13 protein-coding genes and 1 pseudogene are annotated in these 17,258 nt (G+C 53.5%); 9 read left to right on the top strand and 5 right to left on the bottom strand.

Features of this window, described 5'->3' with window-relative positions; translation table 11 throughout:
• Nucleotides 1-23: 23 nt before the first annotated feature.
• The 5 genes and pseudogenes from mazG to ACIPUG_RS08265 form a co-directional block, all read left to right on the top strand.
• Nucleotides 24-836, top strand: coding sequence for a nucleoside triphosphate pyrophosphohydrolase (gene mazG, locus ACIPUG_RS08245; protein WP_014916488.1), 813 nt, complete (start codon nucleotides 24-26; stop codon nucleotides 834-836).
• A gap of 226 nt (nucleotides 837-1,062) precedes the next feature.
• Nucleotides 1,063-2,700 carry a glutamine hydrolyzing CTP synthase gene (gene pyrG, locus ACIPUG_RS08250; protein ID WP_014916487.1) on the top strand — a complete coding sequence of 546 codons (1,638 nt, stop codon included), beginning with the start codon at nucleotides 1,063-1,065 and terminating at the stop codon, nucleotides 2,698-2,700.
• 98 nt (nucleotides 2,701-2,798) lie between these two features.
• Nucleotides 2,799-4,094: a phosphopyruvate hydratase gene (eno, locus tag ACIPUG_RS08255; RefSeq protein ID WP_010305823.1), complete on the top strand. Its 1,296-nt coding sequence runs from the start codon at nucleotides 2,799-2,801 to the stop codon at nucleotides 4,092-4,094.
• Between the two features lie 455 nt (nucleotides 4,095-4,549).
• Entirely contained in the window at nucleotides 4,550-6,745 is a 2,196-nt protein-coding gene (locus ACIPUG_RS08260) for a TonB-dependent siderophore receptor (protein WP_203449483.1), read from the top strand.
• A gap of 5 nt (nucleotides 6,746-6,750) precedes the next feature.
• Nucleotides 6,751-7,371, top strand: a pseudogene (locus ACIPUG_RS08265) (ABC transporter substrate-binding protein); the annotation flags it as partial.
• On the opposite strand, the gene ACIPUG_RS08270 reads toward ACIPUG_RS08265, so the two are convergent.
• Both ACIPUG_RS08270 and ACIPUG_RS08275 read right to left on the bottom strand, forming a co-directional pair.
• The gene (locus ACIPUG_RS08270; RefSeq protein WP_400338132.1) at nucleotides 7,370-8,047 is read right to left on the bottom strand and encodes a type 1 glutamine amidotransferase domain-containing protein; all 678 of its coding nucleotides are present in this window, start codon (nucleotides 8,045-8,047) and stop codon (nucleotides 7,370-7,372) included. The pseudogene ACIPUG_RS08265 and the gene ACIPUG_RS08270 overlap by 2 nt on opposite strands.
• Before the next feature lie 47 nt (nucleotides 8,048-8,094).
• The gene (locus tag ACIPUG_RS08275; protein WP_400338107.1) at nucleotides 8,095-9,513 is read right to left on the bottom strand and encodes a coniferyl aldehyde dehydrogenase; all 1,419 of its coding nucleotides are present in this window, start codon (nucleotides 9,511-9,513) and stop codon (nucleotides 8,095-8,097) included.
• Between the two features lie 296 nt (nucleotides 9,514-9,809).
• Here ACIPUG_RS08275 and ACIPUG_RS08280 point away from each other — a divergent pair, with 296 nt between their 5' ends.
• The 3 genes from ACIPUG_RS08280 (at nucleotide 9,810) to ACIPUG_RS08290 (ending at nucleotide 13,744) form a co-directional block, all read left to right on the top strand.
• Nucleotides 9,810-10,700 carry a LysR family transcriptional regulator gene (locus ACIPUG_RS08280; RefSeq protein WP_014916481.1) on the top strand — a complete coding sequence of 297 codons (891 nt, stop codon included), beginning with the start codon at nucleotides 9,810-9,812 and terminating at the stop codon, nucleotides 10,698-10,700.
• Nucleotides 10,701-11,001: 301 nt separating this feature from the next.
• Nucleotides 11,002-12,561: an MFS transporter gene (locus tag ACIPUG_RS08285; protein WP_039316986.1), complete on the top strand. Its 1,560-nt coding sequence runs from the start codon at nucleotides 11,002-11,004 to the stop codon at nucleotides 12,559-12,561.
• Nucleotides 12,562-12,604: 43 nt separating this feature from the next.
• On the top strand, nucleotides 12,605-13,744 hold the full coding sequence (locus tag ACIPUG_RS08290; protein ID WP_010681611.1) for a glycoside hydrolase family 105 protein: 1,140 nt from the start codon (nucleotides 12,605-12,607) through the stop codon (nucleotides 13,742-13,744).
• A gap of 371 nt (nucleotides 13,745-14,115) precedes the next feature.
• Here the strand turns inward: ACIPUG_RS08290 and ACIPUG_RS08295 are convergent, their stop codons facing one another.
• Together ACIPUG_RS08295 and ACIPUG_RS08300 are read right to left on the bottom strand one after the other, a co-directional pair.
• Complete coding sequence (locus ACIPUG_RS08295; protein ID WP_039552068.1) at nucleotides 14,116-14,862, bottom strand: SDR family oxidoreductase; 747 nt, start codon at nucleotides 14,860-14,862, stop codon at nucleotides 14,116-14,118.
• A gap of 8 nt (nucleotides 14,863-14,870) precedes the next feature.
• Nucleotides 14,871-15,854: an MBL fold metallo-hydrolase gene (locus ACIPUG_RS08300; RefSeq protein WP_039283076.1), complete on the bottom strand. Its 984-nt coding sequence runs from the start codon at nucleotides 15,852-15,854 to the stop codon at nucleotides 14,871-14,873.
• 202 nt (nucleotides 15,855-16,056) lie between these two features.
• On the opposite strand from ACIPUG_RS08300, the gene queE reads away from it, so the two are divergent.
• On the top strand, nucleotides 16,057-16,728 hold the full coding sequence (gene queE / locus ACIPUG_RS08305) for a 7-carboxy-7-deazaguanine synthase QueE (protein WP_039285249.1): 672 nt from the start codon (nucleotides 16,057-16,059) through the stop codon (nucleotides 16,726-16,728).
• An 84-nt stretch (nucleotides 16,729-16,812) separates the two neighbouring features.
• Here queE and queD read toward each other — a convergent pair whose 3' ends face one another.
• Nucleotides 16,813-17,175: a 6-carboxytetrahydropterin synthase QueD gene (gene queD / locus ACIPUG_RS08310; RefSeq protein WP_010309068.1), complete on the bottom strand. Its 363-nt coding sequence runs from the start codon at nucleotides 17,173-17,175 to the stop codon at nucleotides 16,813-16,815.
• Between the last annotated feature and the right edge of the window lie 83 nt (nucleotides 17,176-17,258).

The following is a 17,258-nucleotide window of genomic DNA, read 5'->3' on the forward strand; positions in this document are numbered from 1 at the left end:
ATACACATTTTTTCAGGAATATTATGACCGTATCTTTGACGAATCTATCCTCCGTCGAGCGCCTGCTCGCCATCATGAAAACCCTCCGCGATCCTGAAAACGGCTGCCCGTGGGACAAGAAACAGACGTTTGACACTATCGCGCCCTATACGCTGGAAGAAACGTATGAAGTGCTGGATGCTATCAGCCGTCAGGATTTTGATGATTTGCGCGGTGAGTTAGGGGATTTGCTGTTTCAGGTGGTGTTTTACGCGCAGATGGCGCAGGAAAAGGGCCTGTTCGATTTCTCTGACGTGTGTAACGCCATCAGCGACAAATTGGAACGCCGCCACCCGCATATTTTCGGCGACCTGACGCTGACGGACAGCGATGCCGTGCTGGCAAACTGGGAACAGACCAAAGCGCAGGAGCGTGCGGAGAAAGATCGTCACTCACCGTTGGATGACATTCCTGATGCGCTGCCTGCCCTGATGAAAGCGCAAAAAATTCAGCAACGTTGTGCGTCTGTGGGCTTCGATTGGGACAGTCTGGGCCCGGTGCTCGACAAAGTGTATGAAGAGATCGATGAGGTGATGTTTGAGGCGCGGCAAGCCGTTGTCGATGAAGAAAAATTAGGTGAAGAGATTGGTGATTTATTGTTCGCCACAGTCAATCTCTCTCGTCACCTGGGGCACAAGGCTGAGAATGCGTTACAGGCGGCAAATCGCAAGTTCACTCGTCGTTTTCGTGAGGTAGAACAAATCGTTACGGCATCGGGAAAAACGCTGGAACAGGCGACGCTGGATGAAATGGAAGCCGCGTGGCAGCAGGTGAAAAAACAGGAAATAGGCCATTAATCCATTTTTAATCACAAACCGTATTTTTATCGATTTTAATGCGTTTATTGTATTGTTATTAAAGGTAATTATTGGTTGCGATAAGGGCGGTTTTATCTCGCCTTAGAGTGTGTTGGAATCGCCACATTGTGTAAAACGAACATTTGTGGCGTTCATCAGGTTCAGGTATACTACTTTCCCGTCTTGGTACCTCCATCGTCTTTAAACCTAAACTCTCAGGTTCAGCATGACAACTAATTATATTTTTGTGACCGGCGGGGTCGTTTCCTCTCTGGGTAAAGGCATTGCCGCAGCCTCTCTGGCGGCTATTCTTGAAGCCCGTGGCCTCAACGTTACCATCATGAAACTGGACCCGTACATCAACGTGGATCCGGGCACGATGAGCCCGACGCAGCACGGTGAAGTGTTTGTCACCGAAGACGGCGCCGAAACCGATCTGGACTTGGGTCACTACGAGCGTTTCATCCGCACTAAAATGTCGCGCCGCAACAACTTCACCACTGGCCGTATCTACTCTGATGTCCTGCGCAAAGAGCGTCGTGGTGACTATCTGGGCGCGACTATTCAGGTGATTCCACATATCACCAACGCGATTAAAGAGCGCATCATTGAAGGTGGCGAAGGCCACGATGTCGTTCTGGTCGAAATCGGCGGTACCGTCGGCGATATCGAATCTTTGCCGTTCCTTGAAGCGATTCGGCAGATGGCGGTGCAAGTGGGCCGCGAACACACGCTGTTTATGCACCTGACGCTGGTGCCGTATCTGGCGGCGGCGGGCGAAGTGAAAACCAAGCCGACGCAGCACTCCGTTAAAGAACTGCTTTCCATCGGTATTCAGCCCGACGTGCTGATTTGCCGTTCCGACCGCACCGTGCCGGCCAACGAGCGTGCAAAAATTGCTTTATTCTGTAATGTGCCAGAAAAAGCAGTAATCTCCCTTAAAGACATTGATTCGATTTATAAAATCCCGTCGCTATTGAAATCACAGGGGCTGGACGATTATATTTGTAAACGATTCAGCTTGAACTGCCCTGAAGCGAACCTGTCAGAATGGGAACAGGTTGTGTATGAAGAAGCGAATCCGGGCGGTGAAGTCACTATCGGTATGGTCGGCAAATATGTTGCGCTGCCGGATGCCTACAAATCCGTGATTGAAGCGCTGAAACACGGCGGGTTGAAGAACCGTCTGACGGTGAATATCAAGCTGATCGACTCACAGGATGTTGAAACCCGTGGTGTCGACGTATTGAAAGATTTAGACGCGATCCTGATTCCAGGCGGTTTTGGCTATCGTGGTGTCGAAGGGAAAATCATGTCGGCGCGCTACGCCCGTGAGAACAATATCCCTTATCTGGGCATTTGCCTGGGGATGCAGGTCGCATTAATGGAATTTGCCCGTAACGTTGCCGGAATGGAAGGCGCAAACTCAACGGAGTTTATGCCAGACTGTAAGTATCCGGTGGTTGCGCTGATCACCGAATGGCGTGATGAGAATGGCAATGTTGAAGTCCGTGATGAAGCTAGCGATCTGGGCGGCACCATGCGCGTTGGCGGGCAGCAATGCCATCTGACCGAAGGCAGTCTGGTGCGTCAGATGTACGGTGAGCAGACGATTATCGAACGTCACCGTCATCGTTATGAAGTTAACAACATGCTGTTGAAACAGATTGAAGCGGCGGGATTACGGGTTGCTGGTCTTTCCGCCGACCGCAAACTGGTGGAGATTGTTGAATTACCCGATCATCCCTGGTTCGTTGCCTGTCAATTCCACCCGGAATTCACGTCAACGCCGCGAGATGGACATCCCCTGTTTGCCGGCTTTGTGAAAGCCGCTGGCGCGTACCAGAAGCGTCAGGTGAAGTAAGAGTTATATCAGCAACGCGCGATCGCTATCGCGCGTTGTTCGTCTAGGGTTTTAGTTCTATCTAAAGTTTTAGTTTAACTTGTACTGAGGAAAATCTAATGTCCAAAATTGTTAAAGTCATCGGCCGTGAAATCATCGACTCACGCGGAAACCCAACTGTTGAAGCGGAAGTTCATCTGGAAGGTGGTTTTGTAGGTCTGGCTGCTGCGCCATCAGGAGCTTCTACTGGCTCTCGCGAAGCGCTGGAACTGCGTGACGGTGACAAATCCCGTTTTCTGGGCAAAGGGGTAACGAAAGCCGTTGCTGCTGTTAACGGCCCGATTGCTCAGGCTGTACTGGGTAAAGACGCGAAAGATCAGGCGAACATCGACAAGATCATGATCGACCTGGACGGTACTGACAACAAATCTCAGTTCGGTGCTAACGCTATTCTGGCCGTTTCTCTGGCTGCCGCTAAAGCAGCAGCAGCGTCAAAAGGCCTGCCGCTGTATGCTCACATCGCTGAACTGAACGGCACCCCAGGTAAATACTCTATGCCACTGCCAATGATGAACATCATCAACGGCGGCGAGCACGCGGATAACAACGTTGATATCCAAGAGTTCATGATTCAGCCTGTTGGCGCGAAAACCCTGAAAGAAGCCATCCGTATGGGTTCTGAAGTGTTCCACACCCTGGCTAAAGTTCTGAAATCCAAAGGTATGGGTACAGCTGTTGGTGACGAAGGCGGCTACGCGCCTAACCTGGGTTCCAATGCCGAAGCGCTGGCTGTTATCGCTGAAGCGGTAAAAGCAGCAGGCTACGAGCTGGGCAAAGACATCACGTTGGCGATGGACTGTGCAGCGTCTGAATTCTACAAAGACGGCAAATACGTTCTGGCTGGCGAAGGCAACAAAGCGTTCACCTCTGAAGAATTCACTCACTTCCTGGAAGATCTGACCAAACAGTACCCAATCGTCTCTATCGAAGACGGTCTGGACGAATCTGACTGGGCTGGCTTCGCTTACCAGACTAAAGTTCTGGGCGACAAAATCCAGCTGGTTGGTGACGATCTGTTCGTAACCAACACCAAGATCCTGAAAGAAGGTATCGAGAAAGGCATCGCTAACTCCATCCTGATCAAATTCAACCAGATCGGTTCTCTGACCGAAACGCTGGCTGCAATTAAAATGGCGAAAGATGCAGGCTACACGGCTGTTATCTCTCACCGTTCAGGCGAAACTGAAGATGCTACCATCGCTGACCTGGCAGTAGGTACAGCGGCTGGCCAGATCAAGACTGGTTCTATGAGCCGTTCTGACCGTGTTGCTAAATACAACCAGCTGATTCGTATCGAAGAAGCACTGGGTGATGCTGCACCGTTCAATGGCCTGAAAGAAGTTAAAGGCCAGTAATTACGTTTCTGGCGTCGTCAGGCTGCTGAGAATGCGGGCTGATATACGCCAACGTGATTAACCATAAAAATCCAGAAGCGTGAAAACGTTTCTGGATTTTTTTATGACGGACATCCCTGTCCGTCACCCTTCGGGCCGTTGCTTGCGCAACGTTGAAAAACGTTCCCGACGTTTTTTTATGGCGGACATCCCTGTCCTTCACCCTGCGGGCCGTTGCTGCGCAACGTTGAAAAATGATCTGTTCCTTCCTTTCCTTGGATATCTGCTGCCCACTTTGTGGTATCGGTCATACTCCCCGTTTTTATATTTTAATTTTTAAAATTCAAAGTTTTATAAAATAAATCCCTCTATGGCTCGCCTTATTTTCTTTTTGTCATGTCTGTATAGTATGTGGCGATATATAAAAAATTACATATCGATTATTGACATAATATTGACCAACAGGGACATAGCAGATGAAGGCCCCAAGAAAAAATAATAGAAAAAAAGCACAGTGGTTATTGCCAGCATTAATGGTGGTTGTTCCACCGGTATTGAGCGCCGAACCGACAACCAGCAAGGTCAACGAAAAGGCAAAAGCGGCCGACGTTATGGTCGTCAAGGCAGAACGCAGTGAGGCGAATGCGAATCTGGCTGGCGCAGGCATGACGACCGATGATGTGGAGATCGGACCGCTGGGTAAACGTTCACGGCTGGATACGCCGTATTCGACCACGACCGTGACGGAAGCCATGATTGCCAATCAGCAGGCGAAGAACGTGAATGACCTCCTGAAATACAGCGCGTCCAGCCAGATGCAGGCGCGCGGCGGTATTGACGTTGGCCGTCCGCAAAGCCGTGGTATGCAAGGTGATGTGCTGGCGAACAGCCGGTTGGATGGATTAAACATTATTTCCACCACGGCGTTCCCAGTCGAAATGCTGGAGCGGCTGGATGTGATTAACAGTCTGACTGGTGCGCTGTATGGACCTGCCAGCCCGTCCGGCCAGTTTAACTTCACACAAAAAAGACCGACGGCGCAGACGCTGAACCGTTTTACCGTAGGCTATTCCGGTAAAGGTGCCGCGATGGGTCATGCCGATCTGGGTGGACATCTGGGTGATGAAAACCAGTTCGGTTATCGCATCAACCTGCTGCACGATGAAGGTGAGGGGAGTATCAGCAACAGTACGCTGAGACGGCAACTTGCCAGCGTCGCGTTTGACTGGAATCTCTCGCCCGACACGGTGTTGGAAGTGAATGCCAGCGAGTATCGCTTCAGAAAAATGGGCTATGCCAGTGGCTTTTCCTATGGTCCGACGATTCAGTTACCCAGCGCACCAGACGTGACGAAACAGGGATACGGGCAGAGCTTTGCGGGGCTCGATCTGGTGACGAAAACCGCCAGCACACGCCTGAAACACTACTTCAACAATAACTGGTATGCCTCGGGTGGGGTGGGGTATCAAACCGCCGATCGCGGTATGCGCTCGCTGTCGAATGCGATTACTAACAATCAGGGCGCGGTGAGTACCTCTCTGACGCAGCCTTATACCGCCGGACGTTTTAAGGTATTAAGCAATACGCTGCAACTGAATGGCCATATCGATACGAACGGGCCTTCTCATGACGTGGTCTTCAGCACCACCGGATACCAGTGGACAATCTATAACGGACTAGGTAATAGCAAGCGCTTCCCGCTGGGAAACAGCACCATTGATTCACCGCGTAGTTATACCGATCCTAGCGATGGGCGTTTCTATCTGGGATCGGGGCGCTATAAATCCAGCCGTACCAGTCAGCAGGCTATCACCGCCGGCGATACCATTACGTTTAACGAGCGCTGGTCGGCCATGGGCGTCGTGAGCCAAAGTTGGATTACCTCACGCAGTTTTGGCTCCGATGGTGAAGTGACCCGTGATACGGGCACTAGCCCGACGTTGTCTCTGATGTACAAACCCTTGCCTAACGTGATGACGTATGTCGCCTATGCCGATTCGTTGGAGCAGGGCGGCACCGCGCCAACAGATGATTATGTGGTGAATAAAGGGCAGACGCTCAAGCCTTATCGCAGTACCCAGTATGAAGCGGGGGTGAAATCGCAGTGGGATGGGCTGAATCTGAACGCGGCTCTTTTCCGTCTGGAGCGCCCCTTCGCGTATGTCGCAGCAGATAACGTATTCAAAGAGCAGGGTAATCAGGTCAATACGGGGCTGGAGTTGATGGCGGATGGTGAAGTACTTTCCGGTTTGCACCTTTACGGCAGTATGACGCTATTGGATCCCAAGCTGAAGGACACCGAATTAGCCGCAACGCGTGATAAGCGAGTGGTTGGGGTGCCGAAGTTTCAGGCTAATCTGCTGACGGAATATAGCCACCCGTCTGCACCGAATCTGGTCTATATCGCGAATCTCCATTACACCGGTAAACGCGCGGCTAATGATACCAATACGACGTGGGCAGGCAGCTATGTGACACTGGATTTGGGCACACGCTACGGCTTCAAACTGTACGATAAGCCCGCGGCATTTCGCGTTGCGCTCAATAATGTCACCAATGAACATTACTGGGCTTCCCTATTCCCTGGCAGCACGGACGGCATTAACGGCGGTGCCAACGCGTTCGCCGGTGAACCGCGTGAGATCCGTGCTTCTCTGACCGTTGACTGGTGAATACGATGCTGAAACGTAACCTTACCACGCGGTATCGCGAGTATTTGCTCAATGCGTTAGTACTGTTGGCGGTGAGTTTCTCCGGTGTGCATTGGGTTCAGGCGGAAACGCCTGAACCCGCTACGCGGACGATTCACTATTACGGCGATCGCACGGTGACGGTGCCCGCGACGGTTGAGCGAGTGGCCACCTCGTGGAATGCGCAAAACTCGATACTGGCGATGCTCGGCTATGGCGATCGCATTGTCGGGACGACAAAGCTCGTGCGCGATATGCCGCTGTTCCGCCAGTTTGTGCCGTCTATTAGGCAAGCGTCGCTGGTTGCTCATAGCGGAAACATGGGAATCAATACGGAAGCGCTGATCTCTCGTCGCGCTCAGGTCTTTTTCGTATCGGACAGCGTGCCGGTTGCTGAAGCCGAGGCGCTGAATAAAGCGGGGATCGCTATTGTGCCGCTCCGCTATAACTCGCTGGCGGCGATGGTCGAACGCACGCTGATTACCGGTGAGGTTCTGGGGCCGGACGCATCGCGCCGGGCGCAGGATTTTGCTGCTTATTATCAGGATAACGTCAGGCGTGTGACGGAGGTGATCCAGAACATTCCGTCACAGCAGCGAGTGAAGGTTAAGCCAACTGCTTAAGAATCGCTTTAGCAACGACTTCCGAGCTTGCCGGGTTCTGGCCGGTGATCAGCTTGCCATCTTCAACGAGGTACGGTGCCCAGTCTGGGCCTTTTTCGTAGAGTCCGCCGAGTTTCTTGAACTCATCTTCAATCAGGAAAGGTACGACGTCCGTCAACTGAACCGCTTCTTCTTCACCGTTGGTGAAGCCCGTCACTTTGCGGCCTTTAATCAGCGCGTCGCCATTTTCTGCTTTCACATGAATCAGCACGCCCGGCGCGTGGCAGACAAACCCGGTCGGCTTGTTGGCGCGGACAAAGGCTTCGATGAGCGCGATAGAGGCCGGCGATTCCGCCAAATCCCAGAGCGGGCCGTGACCGCCGGGATAGAAGACCGCGTCGAAATCCTGCTCGTTGACGGTATCGAGTTTTACCGTATTGGCCAGTTCCTGCTGTGCGGCAGGGTCTGCTTTAAAGCGATGCGTCAGCTCGGTTTGAAAATCGGCCAGATCGCTTTTCGGGTCGAGAGGTGGCTGGCCGCCAGCAGGGGAGGCGAGTACCAGCTCGGCACCGGCGTCTTTAAAGGTGTAATAAGGGGCAGCAAACTCTTCCAACCAGAAGCCAGTTTTATTACCCGTGTTGCCCAGTTTGTCGTGAGAAGTCAGGACCATTAAAATTTTCATCATTTTTCTCTCTATAGTTGCAGGATGATCGGGTGAATCGCTGCCGTTTACCCTTTGAGTACGGCGACAATTGCGTCTTGTTTCTCATGGTAAGGCGCACGCAGTGTCAGGTTAGACGCGCCATCTTCACTCTGTATGACAATCGGTTTGGCATGGCTAAAACGGCGGAATCCGTGAACGCCGTGATATGCACCGATGCCGGATGCGCCAACGCCGCCGAATGGAAGTGTGTCGATAGACACGTGCGTCATCACATCGTTGATAACCAGCGCGCCTGATGTCGTTCTGGCTGCGAAACGCTGCTGCATAGCGTCATCGTTGCTGAACAGATACGCCGCCAGCGGGCGTGGGTGCGTATTGATGTAGTGAATCGGTTCCTCTGCTGCCTGATAGGTTTTAATCGGCAGAAGCGGGCCAAAAATTTCTTCCTGCATGATCGTCATATCATCATGTACGCCGAACACCAGATGCGGGGCAATCTTGCGGCTTTTCGCATCGTAGGGCGCTTCGCCTTCCGGTGCCAGACTGACGACGGTTGCGCCCTGCTGTTCAGCCTCTTTCAGAATACGAATCAGGCGATCATAGTGCCTGTCAGCAATGATAGACGTGTAATCCGGGTTCGCCTGTAACGTCGGGAAACTTTTCTGCATAAAGGCTTTCGCGGCATCGCGGAAAGCCTGCTCCTGCCCTTCGGGCAGCAGAACGTAGTCCGGTGACAGGCAGATTTGCCCGGCGTTGAAGGTTTTCACCGTCAGCGTGCGTTCAACGGCTTCGGTGATGTTTGCGCTACGATCGATGACGACCGGTGATTTGCCACCCAGCTCCAGCGTGACCGGCACCAGATTCTCTGCTGCTGCGCGCATCACATGCTTACCCACCGCGGTGCTGCCGGTGAAGACCAGATGATCGAACGGCAGTTCGCTGAATGCCTGACCGATTTCCGCATCACCCAGCACCACGGCCAATTCCAGCGGATCAAAATAGTGGGCAATCAGTTCCGCCAGCAGTTCAGACGTGCGTGGCGTGAGTTCTGACGGTTTCAGAATCGCGGTATTACCGGCAGCAAAAATGTCAGCCAGCGGACCAAATGACAGGTTCACTGGGAAGTTCCACGGGCTGATGACGCCAATTACGCCCAGAGGCTGATGCTGGATCCACGCCTGCATGCCGGGAGCGGGTTCATCAACAGGTTCTGGCTGCATCCAGCGTTCAACGTTGTCGATGGCGTTCTGAAGTATTTTCAGCGTGATGCCGATGTCGGCGGCGAAGGAGTGATACAGGCTGCGATGGCCGAAATCATCACTCATGGCCTGCGCGAGCGCGGCATGGTTTTCACGGAGCAGATTGATGCTGCGCTGTAAGCGATCTTGACGCAGCGCGGCATCGGCTGGGCCAGATGCAATGTGAGCACGCTTCATCGTATTTAGGATAGCTTGTAAATCCTTTTTGGATTGTTGTGTCGACATGTTTTGTCCCCTTTTTTGTCGTCGAGTACCAGAGAAAACAGAAAGTTAGCCGGGGTTTCCGGGTCACTCAAGATGGGATAAAGGATACGGCAGGGGTTGATCCGCCCGCTAACAAGATTATTATTCTAGGGGTATAAATAATTTTATGGCTCAGACCCGTCATACTTCAAGTTGCATGTGCGTTGGCTGCGTTCAGTCACCCGAATCACTTACTTGAGTAAGCTCATCGGGATTCCTTCGCTTGCCGCCTTCCTGAAACTCGAATTATTTAGGGTACAAATATCTATAGGTATCGTATGTCACTCATTCGTCTACGCACATTTGTGGAAGTCTATCGGCAGCGCTCGATTAGCGGAGCGTCGCGTGCGCTCAATCTGACTCAGCCAGCGGTGTCGCAGCACATTGCCGGGCTGGAGGTGGCGGTGGGACGGCGGCTTTTTGAGCGTCAGGCAAATGGCGTAACGCCAACGTCGGCGGCAGACGACTTAGCGGCGGATCTGGGGGACAAGCTCGATGAGGCCGAGGCGGCGCTGGCTTCCGCCCGTGCGAGGTCAATGGATGTCGCGGGGACGCTGCATATCATTGGTCATGCGGACTTCATGGCCGAAGTGGTGTCGGAACAGCTACTGCCGCTGCTTGAGGCGGGCGTGCGGGTGCATATGCATACCGGCGACGGCGATTTGATTAAACAGATGCTGCTGGAAGGGCACTGTGATTTGGGCATAACGGCGCATCCGGTGACGGATAAGCGGCTGAAAAGCGATCTGTTAAAGAGTGCGACACTACAGGCGGTGGCTGCTCCCGCGATTGTCGAACGGCTCTTGCAGACGGGCGATCTGCCGCAGGCGCTGGCGCAGGAACCGATGCTGGCGTATGACCTTGAATTTCCTCTGATCGATCACTGGTTGAAGAAGAACCGCATGGAGGACAAAGGACTGGTGCCTGCCGTGGTGAGTCAGGATCTGCGTGCGCTGCGTCGCGTGCTGACCAGTGGATTTGGCTGGACGGTGATGCCGGTGTATTTATGTCAGGATCTGCTGGATACGGGGGATCTTGCTATTATTCCGCCTCCTGTCGGTACAACTCAGCTAGATTACTATCTGGCCTGGGTGCCGGGGGCACTGCGCCAGCCGCGTTTAGCCCACGCGCGGCAAACCTTCCTGTGGCGATTACAGCACGCTGAATAGCGTCAGTCCCTGCTAAAAAAACGCTATTTTTCAAGACATCACGAGGCAACGTCCGTTGGCGACGCTGCCTTGCTTCCTGCTGACTTCCTATCTTCTATCCTGTGATCGCCATAAACGAACTGCGGGTTTCGTTCAGTTAAAATGGCTTTTTATAAAATCTTTGACGCGGATCGCACCAATCTTCCCTGTGCTGCCAGCGCGGGACGCGTGGTGGCAAAAGCGCAAAGGTTTTCACGATCGCCGGGCGCTACCGTATCAGCGTGACACCTTCATAATTAAAAATGTTCGGGGAAGGATGGCGATGAAAACGCGTAAGATCGGTTTGGCTAACTATTTAGCCTACGGTTCAGGGGACTTTCTTGGTGCTGGTACAACGGCGCTGACGGCCGCTTGGTTACTCTATTTTTACACCACGTTCTGTGGCTTAACGCCGATTGAGGCAACGTTTATTTTTGCGATGGCGCGTGTGCTTGATGCCGTCGTCAGCCCGCTGATGGGCTTCCTGACCGATAACTTCGGTTCAACCTGGCTGGGCAAACGCTTTGGCCGCCGCAAGTTTTTTATTCTGCTCGGTATTCCCTTCGTGTTCAGCTACAGCTTCATGTGGGTCGGGGATATGAGCTATTGGTACTATCTGCTGACGTACCTGCTGTTCGATATCGTCTATACGATGGTGCTGGTGCCGTATGAAACGCTGGTGCCGGAAATGACCGACGATTTCAAACAGAAGACCAAGTTCTCCGGCGCACGCATCGCGCTGGCGCAGCTGTCCGCGATTTTGGCCGCGTTCCTGCCGGGCATCCTGCTGGGCTACTTTGGTAAAGACAACGCCATTTCCTTCTTCTATTCGAGTCTGGTGTTCTCCGTTATCTGTGCGCTGGTGCTGACGCTGGTCTATTTCTTTACCTGGGAACGTCCACGCGATCAGATGTCGGAAGCGTCGCTGCGGGCGGAGAAAGAGCGCCAGTCTTTGACGTTAGGCCAAAGCCTGAAACGGCTGAACGTCGAGCTGGTTTCCACGCTGCGTATTCGCATCTTCCGTCAGCATCTTGGGATGTATCTGGGTGGGTATATCGCACAGGACGTGTTTAACGCCGTGTTCACCTATTACGTGGTCTTTGTGCTGATGCAAAGCCCGACCATGGCGTCAAACCTGATGGGAACGATGGCGATTCTGCAATTCATTGCGGTGATCGGCATGATTCCTCTGTGTATCCGCTTTGGGCCAGCCCCGTCTTACCGCTTGGTCGTGTGCCTGTTTGGTGTGAGTGCGCTTTCCTACGCCGTCCTGTGGTACAGCGGCCTGCATGACACCTTCTCTCTGCTGCTGTTGATTTCTGCGCTGGCGGGTATCGGGCGCGGTGGGATCAACTACGTGCCGTGGAATACCTACACTTACATCGCCGATGTGGATGAAGTGATCACCGCACAGCGTCGCGAGGGGATCTTCGCCGGGATTATGACGCTGACTCGCAAAGCCTCTCAGGCCGGTGCGGTGATGCTGGTGGGCGTGGTATTACAGCTCTCCGGCTTTGTGTCCGGCCAGAGCGTACAGGCGCCGGGCGTTAGCCACACGATTCTGATGATTTTGAGCTTCGGCACCGTCGGCGTGCTGGCGCTGGGCTTCCTGGTTTCTCTGCGCTTTAAACTCAACCTGCAAACGCACAGCGTGCTGCGGGAAGAGACGCTGAAAATGCGTGAAGCCGGGCGTCCGGTGCCGGAGAACATTACGCCGCAGGCGCGGGCAACGGTCGAAATGCTGGCTGGTATGCCGTATGAATCGCTGTGGGGCAATAACAACATCGGCTATCTGAATCGCCATAAAGGTGACAAGCCGGTCACGCATGCCACGCAGTCGTAACTGTATTGAACTGTTAACTGATAACTCAATTGGATGAATGACTATGACCGTATTCAGTGTAAAACATAGCCCGCTTTTACGTCAGCCAGAACGCTTCATCTCCCGCGAGGATCTGAAGGCGCTGATTTGCCGTATCACCGACAATCTGGTGAATATTGAGGATAAAACCGGTGAGTTTTTGTTACGGCTGGACGATGGTCGGGTAATTGATACCAAAGGCTGGGCGGGTTGGGAATGGACGCACGGCATCGGGCTGTACGGGATTTACCAGTATTACCAGCAGACGGGTGACGAGCAGATGCGCGCCATCATCGACGACTGGTTTACCGAGCGTCTGGCGGAAGGTACGCCGACGAAGAACGTGAACACCGTGTGCCCGTTCCTGACGCTGGCTTATCGCTATGAAGAAACGGGCGATGCGCGCTGGCTGCCGTATCTGGAGCGCTGGGCGGAGTGGGTGATGTATGAAATGCCGCGCACGGATAAGCAGGGCTTGCAGCACATTGTTTATAACAACGAAAACCACCAGCAGCTGTGGGACGACACGCTGATGATGAGCGTGCTGCCGCTGGCGAAAATCGGCAAGCTGTTAAACCGGCCGGAGTTTGTGGAAGAAGCCACGTATCAGTTCCTGTTGCACGTGCAATATCTGATGGATCGCGAAAGCGGCCTATGGTTCCACGGCTGGACGTTCGAAGGGCAGCACAACTACGCCAAAGCGCGCTGGGCGCGTGGTAACAGCTGGCTGACGATCGTTATTCCTGAATTTATCGAACTGCTGGATCTGCCGGAGCATAACGCGACGCGTCGCTTCCTGTTGCAGGTGCTGGAAAGCCAGATCGAAGCCTTGGCGAAATATCAGGATGACAGCGGCCTGTGGCACACGCTGATCGACGATCCGAATTCGTACCTTGAAAGCTCGGCAACCGCCGGTTTTGCCTACGGTATTTTGAAAGCGGTGCGCAAGCGCTACGTCGACCCGAGCTACGCTGAGGTGGCGGAGAAAGCGATTCGCGGCGTGATTAATCACGTCAATAAGGACGGTGAACTGACGCAGGTATCATTCGGCACGGCGATGGGCAACGATCTGGATTTCTACCGCAACATCGCCCTGACCTCCATGCCGTACGGCCAGGCCATGGCGATCCTGTGTCTGGCGGAATATCTGCGGGTGTATCTATAACAGCTCATCGAAATTCTTATATGCAAATGCTGCGAATTTTTGTGGTTTGTCCGTTATCCGGCGTGAAAATTATGCAGCGGTGGGCTTGACCGCCGAGTGAGCGACAGGACGTCGCGAAAGCCAGCGCCATGCCGGGAGCATGTTGCTGGCGGCTCGAAAAGCGGGCATGGGCACCGATGGAACCGCGTAGCGGCATAATTTAGCCGGAAGCCTGGGTTCGTAGGGCGGCGGCGGCTGAGCCGCCCTACGTCGGGCACGTGTACATAGCGCAACATGAATTACCGTAGTATGGCGCACGAAAGCCCCTCTTAATCTGCATACCAATGTGATTAATAGACAGGCTAAGCGGTGGGAACCTGCATAGGTTGCGTCTATTTGCCGCCGGCTAAATCGATAAAATTCCCTGTGACATAGGACGCCTCGTCCGATAACAGCCAGCCTATTGCCTGTGCGACTTCCATCGGGTGGCCGCCCCGTTTCATGGGGAGCGAGTGCTTGATGCGATCGACCCTTGCCGGTTCGCCGCCGTCAGCGTGCATATCGGTATAAATAAAACCGGGACGCACGGCGTTCACTCGAATGCCCTGATCGGCGACCTCCAGCGATAAGCCAATCGTCAGCGTATCAAGCGCGCCTTTTGATGCCGCATAATCAATATATTCATGCGGTGAACCCAGTCGGGCAGCCGCGGATGACACATTGACGATAGCCCCGCCTTTTCCGCCATGACGGAACGCCATACGCTTGACCGCTTCCCGAGCACAGAGAAAGCTGCCAATCGTGTTGGTGGCAAAAATATCGTTAAGCCGCACGGCATCAAGCTGTTCAATAGTGGCTTGAGGTTTCAGCATCGCGGCGTTATTCACCAGACCGGTGAGGCAGCCAAGTTCTTTATCCGTCCGCTTAAAAAGCTCGATAACCTGCTCTTCGTCGGCGATATCGACTTGAACAGCGATGGCCGTCCCGCCACTTGCGCGAATCTCGTCGAGAACGCTATTCGCACTGTCCTGCTGGGTGCGGTAGCCGATGCAAATCTTGTGGCCTTTTCCTGCCAGATAGCACGCGGTTGCGCGGCCAATGCCGCGCGAACCGCCAGTAATTAACGTAATGAACGCCATTCTGATACCTAGTTCTTTAACCCTGCCACGCTGTAATTCGCCGGAAGCCAGCGGTAGCCGTTGGTGGTGCCGTTGCGTTCCAGACGTGTACCCACGTGGCCGATGCCGGGGAAGGGCAGGTGAGCGCCGGCAACCCAGTAACCCTGACTGGCAGCGTCGGCCAGCGCTTTATTACGGGATTCCGTCGCCTGATCCATATTTGAGTCAAAGCTGATGGTGGTGGCCGGTAAGCTCATTTGCACCGCTTCCGCATGAATGATGTCTCCCCATGCCAGCAGCTTTTTGCCTTCGCTCTCGATCAGAAAAGACGTGTGCCCCGGCGTATGTCCCGGACTCGGAATCGCGGTGATGCCGGGTAATAATACGGCTTGCTGAGCCGGGAATGTTTTCAGCTTGTTCTCTTTACGAATGACATCAAAGGTACTTTGCACGCGTTGGAACGCGGATTTTCTGTTCTCTGGCGCGTTCTTCAGATTATCCGGGCTGAGCCAGAAGTCGGTTTCTGGCTGGCTGACATACACGGTGGCATTCGGGTAGCTGAGTTTATTGTCCTGCACCAGACCGCCAAAATGGTCGCCGTGCAGGTGGGTCATCAATACGGTATCGACCTGTTCAGGTTTGTAGCCCGCCGCAATCAGGTTCGGCAGCACTTTTCCGACCGTAGGATTGCTCTGCTTGCCGTTACCGGTGTCGATCAGAATCAGGTGTTTGCCGGTATTGACCAAATAGGCGTTGATAGAGGTTTCCACCTGCGGCGTCAGCGCTTTTTCTGCCAGCAGTTCGGTGATTTTTTCCGGAGGAGTGCGCTGTAACAGCTTATCCATCGGCATGGTATTGGTGCCGTCAGACAGCGCGGTAATTTCGAACTGGCCCAGCATCATGCGGTAATAGCCCGGCTGCGTTTTAATCTGCGCGATATCCTGCGCCTGAGTAAATGCAGGCACAAAGGCACACGAGACGAGTAATAGGGCTAGAGGTTTCAATAACTTCATTGATTATTGTCCTTGTTAATAATGAAACGTATGAAAGCAGGTGAAGTGGTAACAACAGATTGATTATGACGCACGGGCCAAATTACTCAACTGTCCCTGATGTAGTGTGTTCCTGCCGGATTTGCTAGCGCATTGCTGACGTCCTGCAACGCGAATGATTTAGGGTATACTGCATTTTTAAGTGAGAGAGACAGTGAAAACCATGCAGTACCCGATTAATGAAATATTCCAGACGTTACAGGGCGAAGGCTATTTTACCGGTGTGCCGGCGGTGTTTGTGCGCCTGCAAGGCTGCCCGGTCGGCTGTAGCTGGTGTGATACCAAACATACCTGGGACAAGCTGGCAGAGCGGGAAACCTCATTGGATCAGGTGCTGGTAAAAACGGAAGAAAGCGATGCCTGGGGTGCGGCGAGTGCAGATGACATTCTGGCGCTGATGGTGCAGCAAGGCTACACGGCGCGCCACATTGTGATCACCGGCGGTGAACCCTGCATCCACGATTTGGCACCGCTGACGCTACAGCTGGAAAAACAGGGCTTTAGTTGCCAGATCGAAACCAGCGGCACTCATGACGTGCGCTGTTCACCAAAAACCTGGGTGACGGTATCGCCGAAAGTGAATATGCGCGGCGGTATGAAAGTGCTCGATCAGGCGCTGCAACGGGCGGATGAAATAAAACATCCGGTGGCGCGTGAACGTGACATTGAGGCGTTGGATGCATTACTGGCGCGGCTTGATGATGATAAGCCGCGGATTGTGGCGCTACAGCCGATCAGCCAGAAAGACGATGCGACCAAGTTGTGTATCGAGACCTGCATCGCCCGCAACTGGCGGCTGTCTATGCAGACACATAAATACCTGAATATCGCCTGATATTCATTTACTGATAATAGCGACCGATCGTAGCGGCGTGAGGGAGGGATGCTCACGCCAGACTACAGCATCACCACTTCTTTGTTACTCGCCTTTATAGACGCAGCCGGCAGTGCAGGTTTCTTTCACCATCACGGCGCTGAGCAGCGGTAATGTCGGCTTCAACTGATGCCAGATCCAGTGTGCCAGCACTTCGCTGGTCGGGTTTTCCAGACCGGGGATCTCATTCAGATAGTGATGATCCAATCGTTCCCACGTAGGTTTGAACGCGGCTTTCAGCTCGGAGAAATCCATCACCCAGCCGGTATACGGGTCCACTTCACCGGTAATTTCCAGTCTCACCATGAAAGAGTGCCCATGCAGCCGTCCGCATTTGTGGCCGTCTGGTACGTGAGGCAGATGATGCGCGGCTTCAAACTGAAAATCTTTAAATAGTGTAGTGACCATAGCGATGTTCCCGGTTTCGTTCTGAAAAAGGGGCTCTCAGAACATAGTATGCAAAAAACCGTCGCATACTACCCGAAAGTGTC

The sequence above is a fragment of the Pectobacterium sp. CHL-2024 genome, assembly GCF_044751765.1.
Taxonomy (GTDB): Bacteria; Pseudomonadota; Gammaproteobacteria; order Enterobacterales; family Enterobacteriaceae; genus Pectobacterium; species Pectobacterium brasiliense.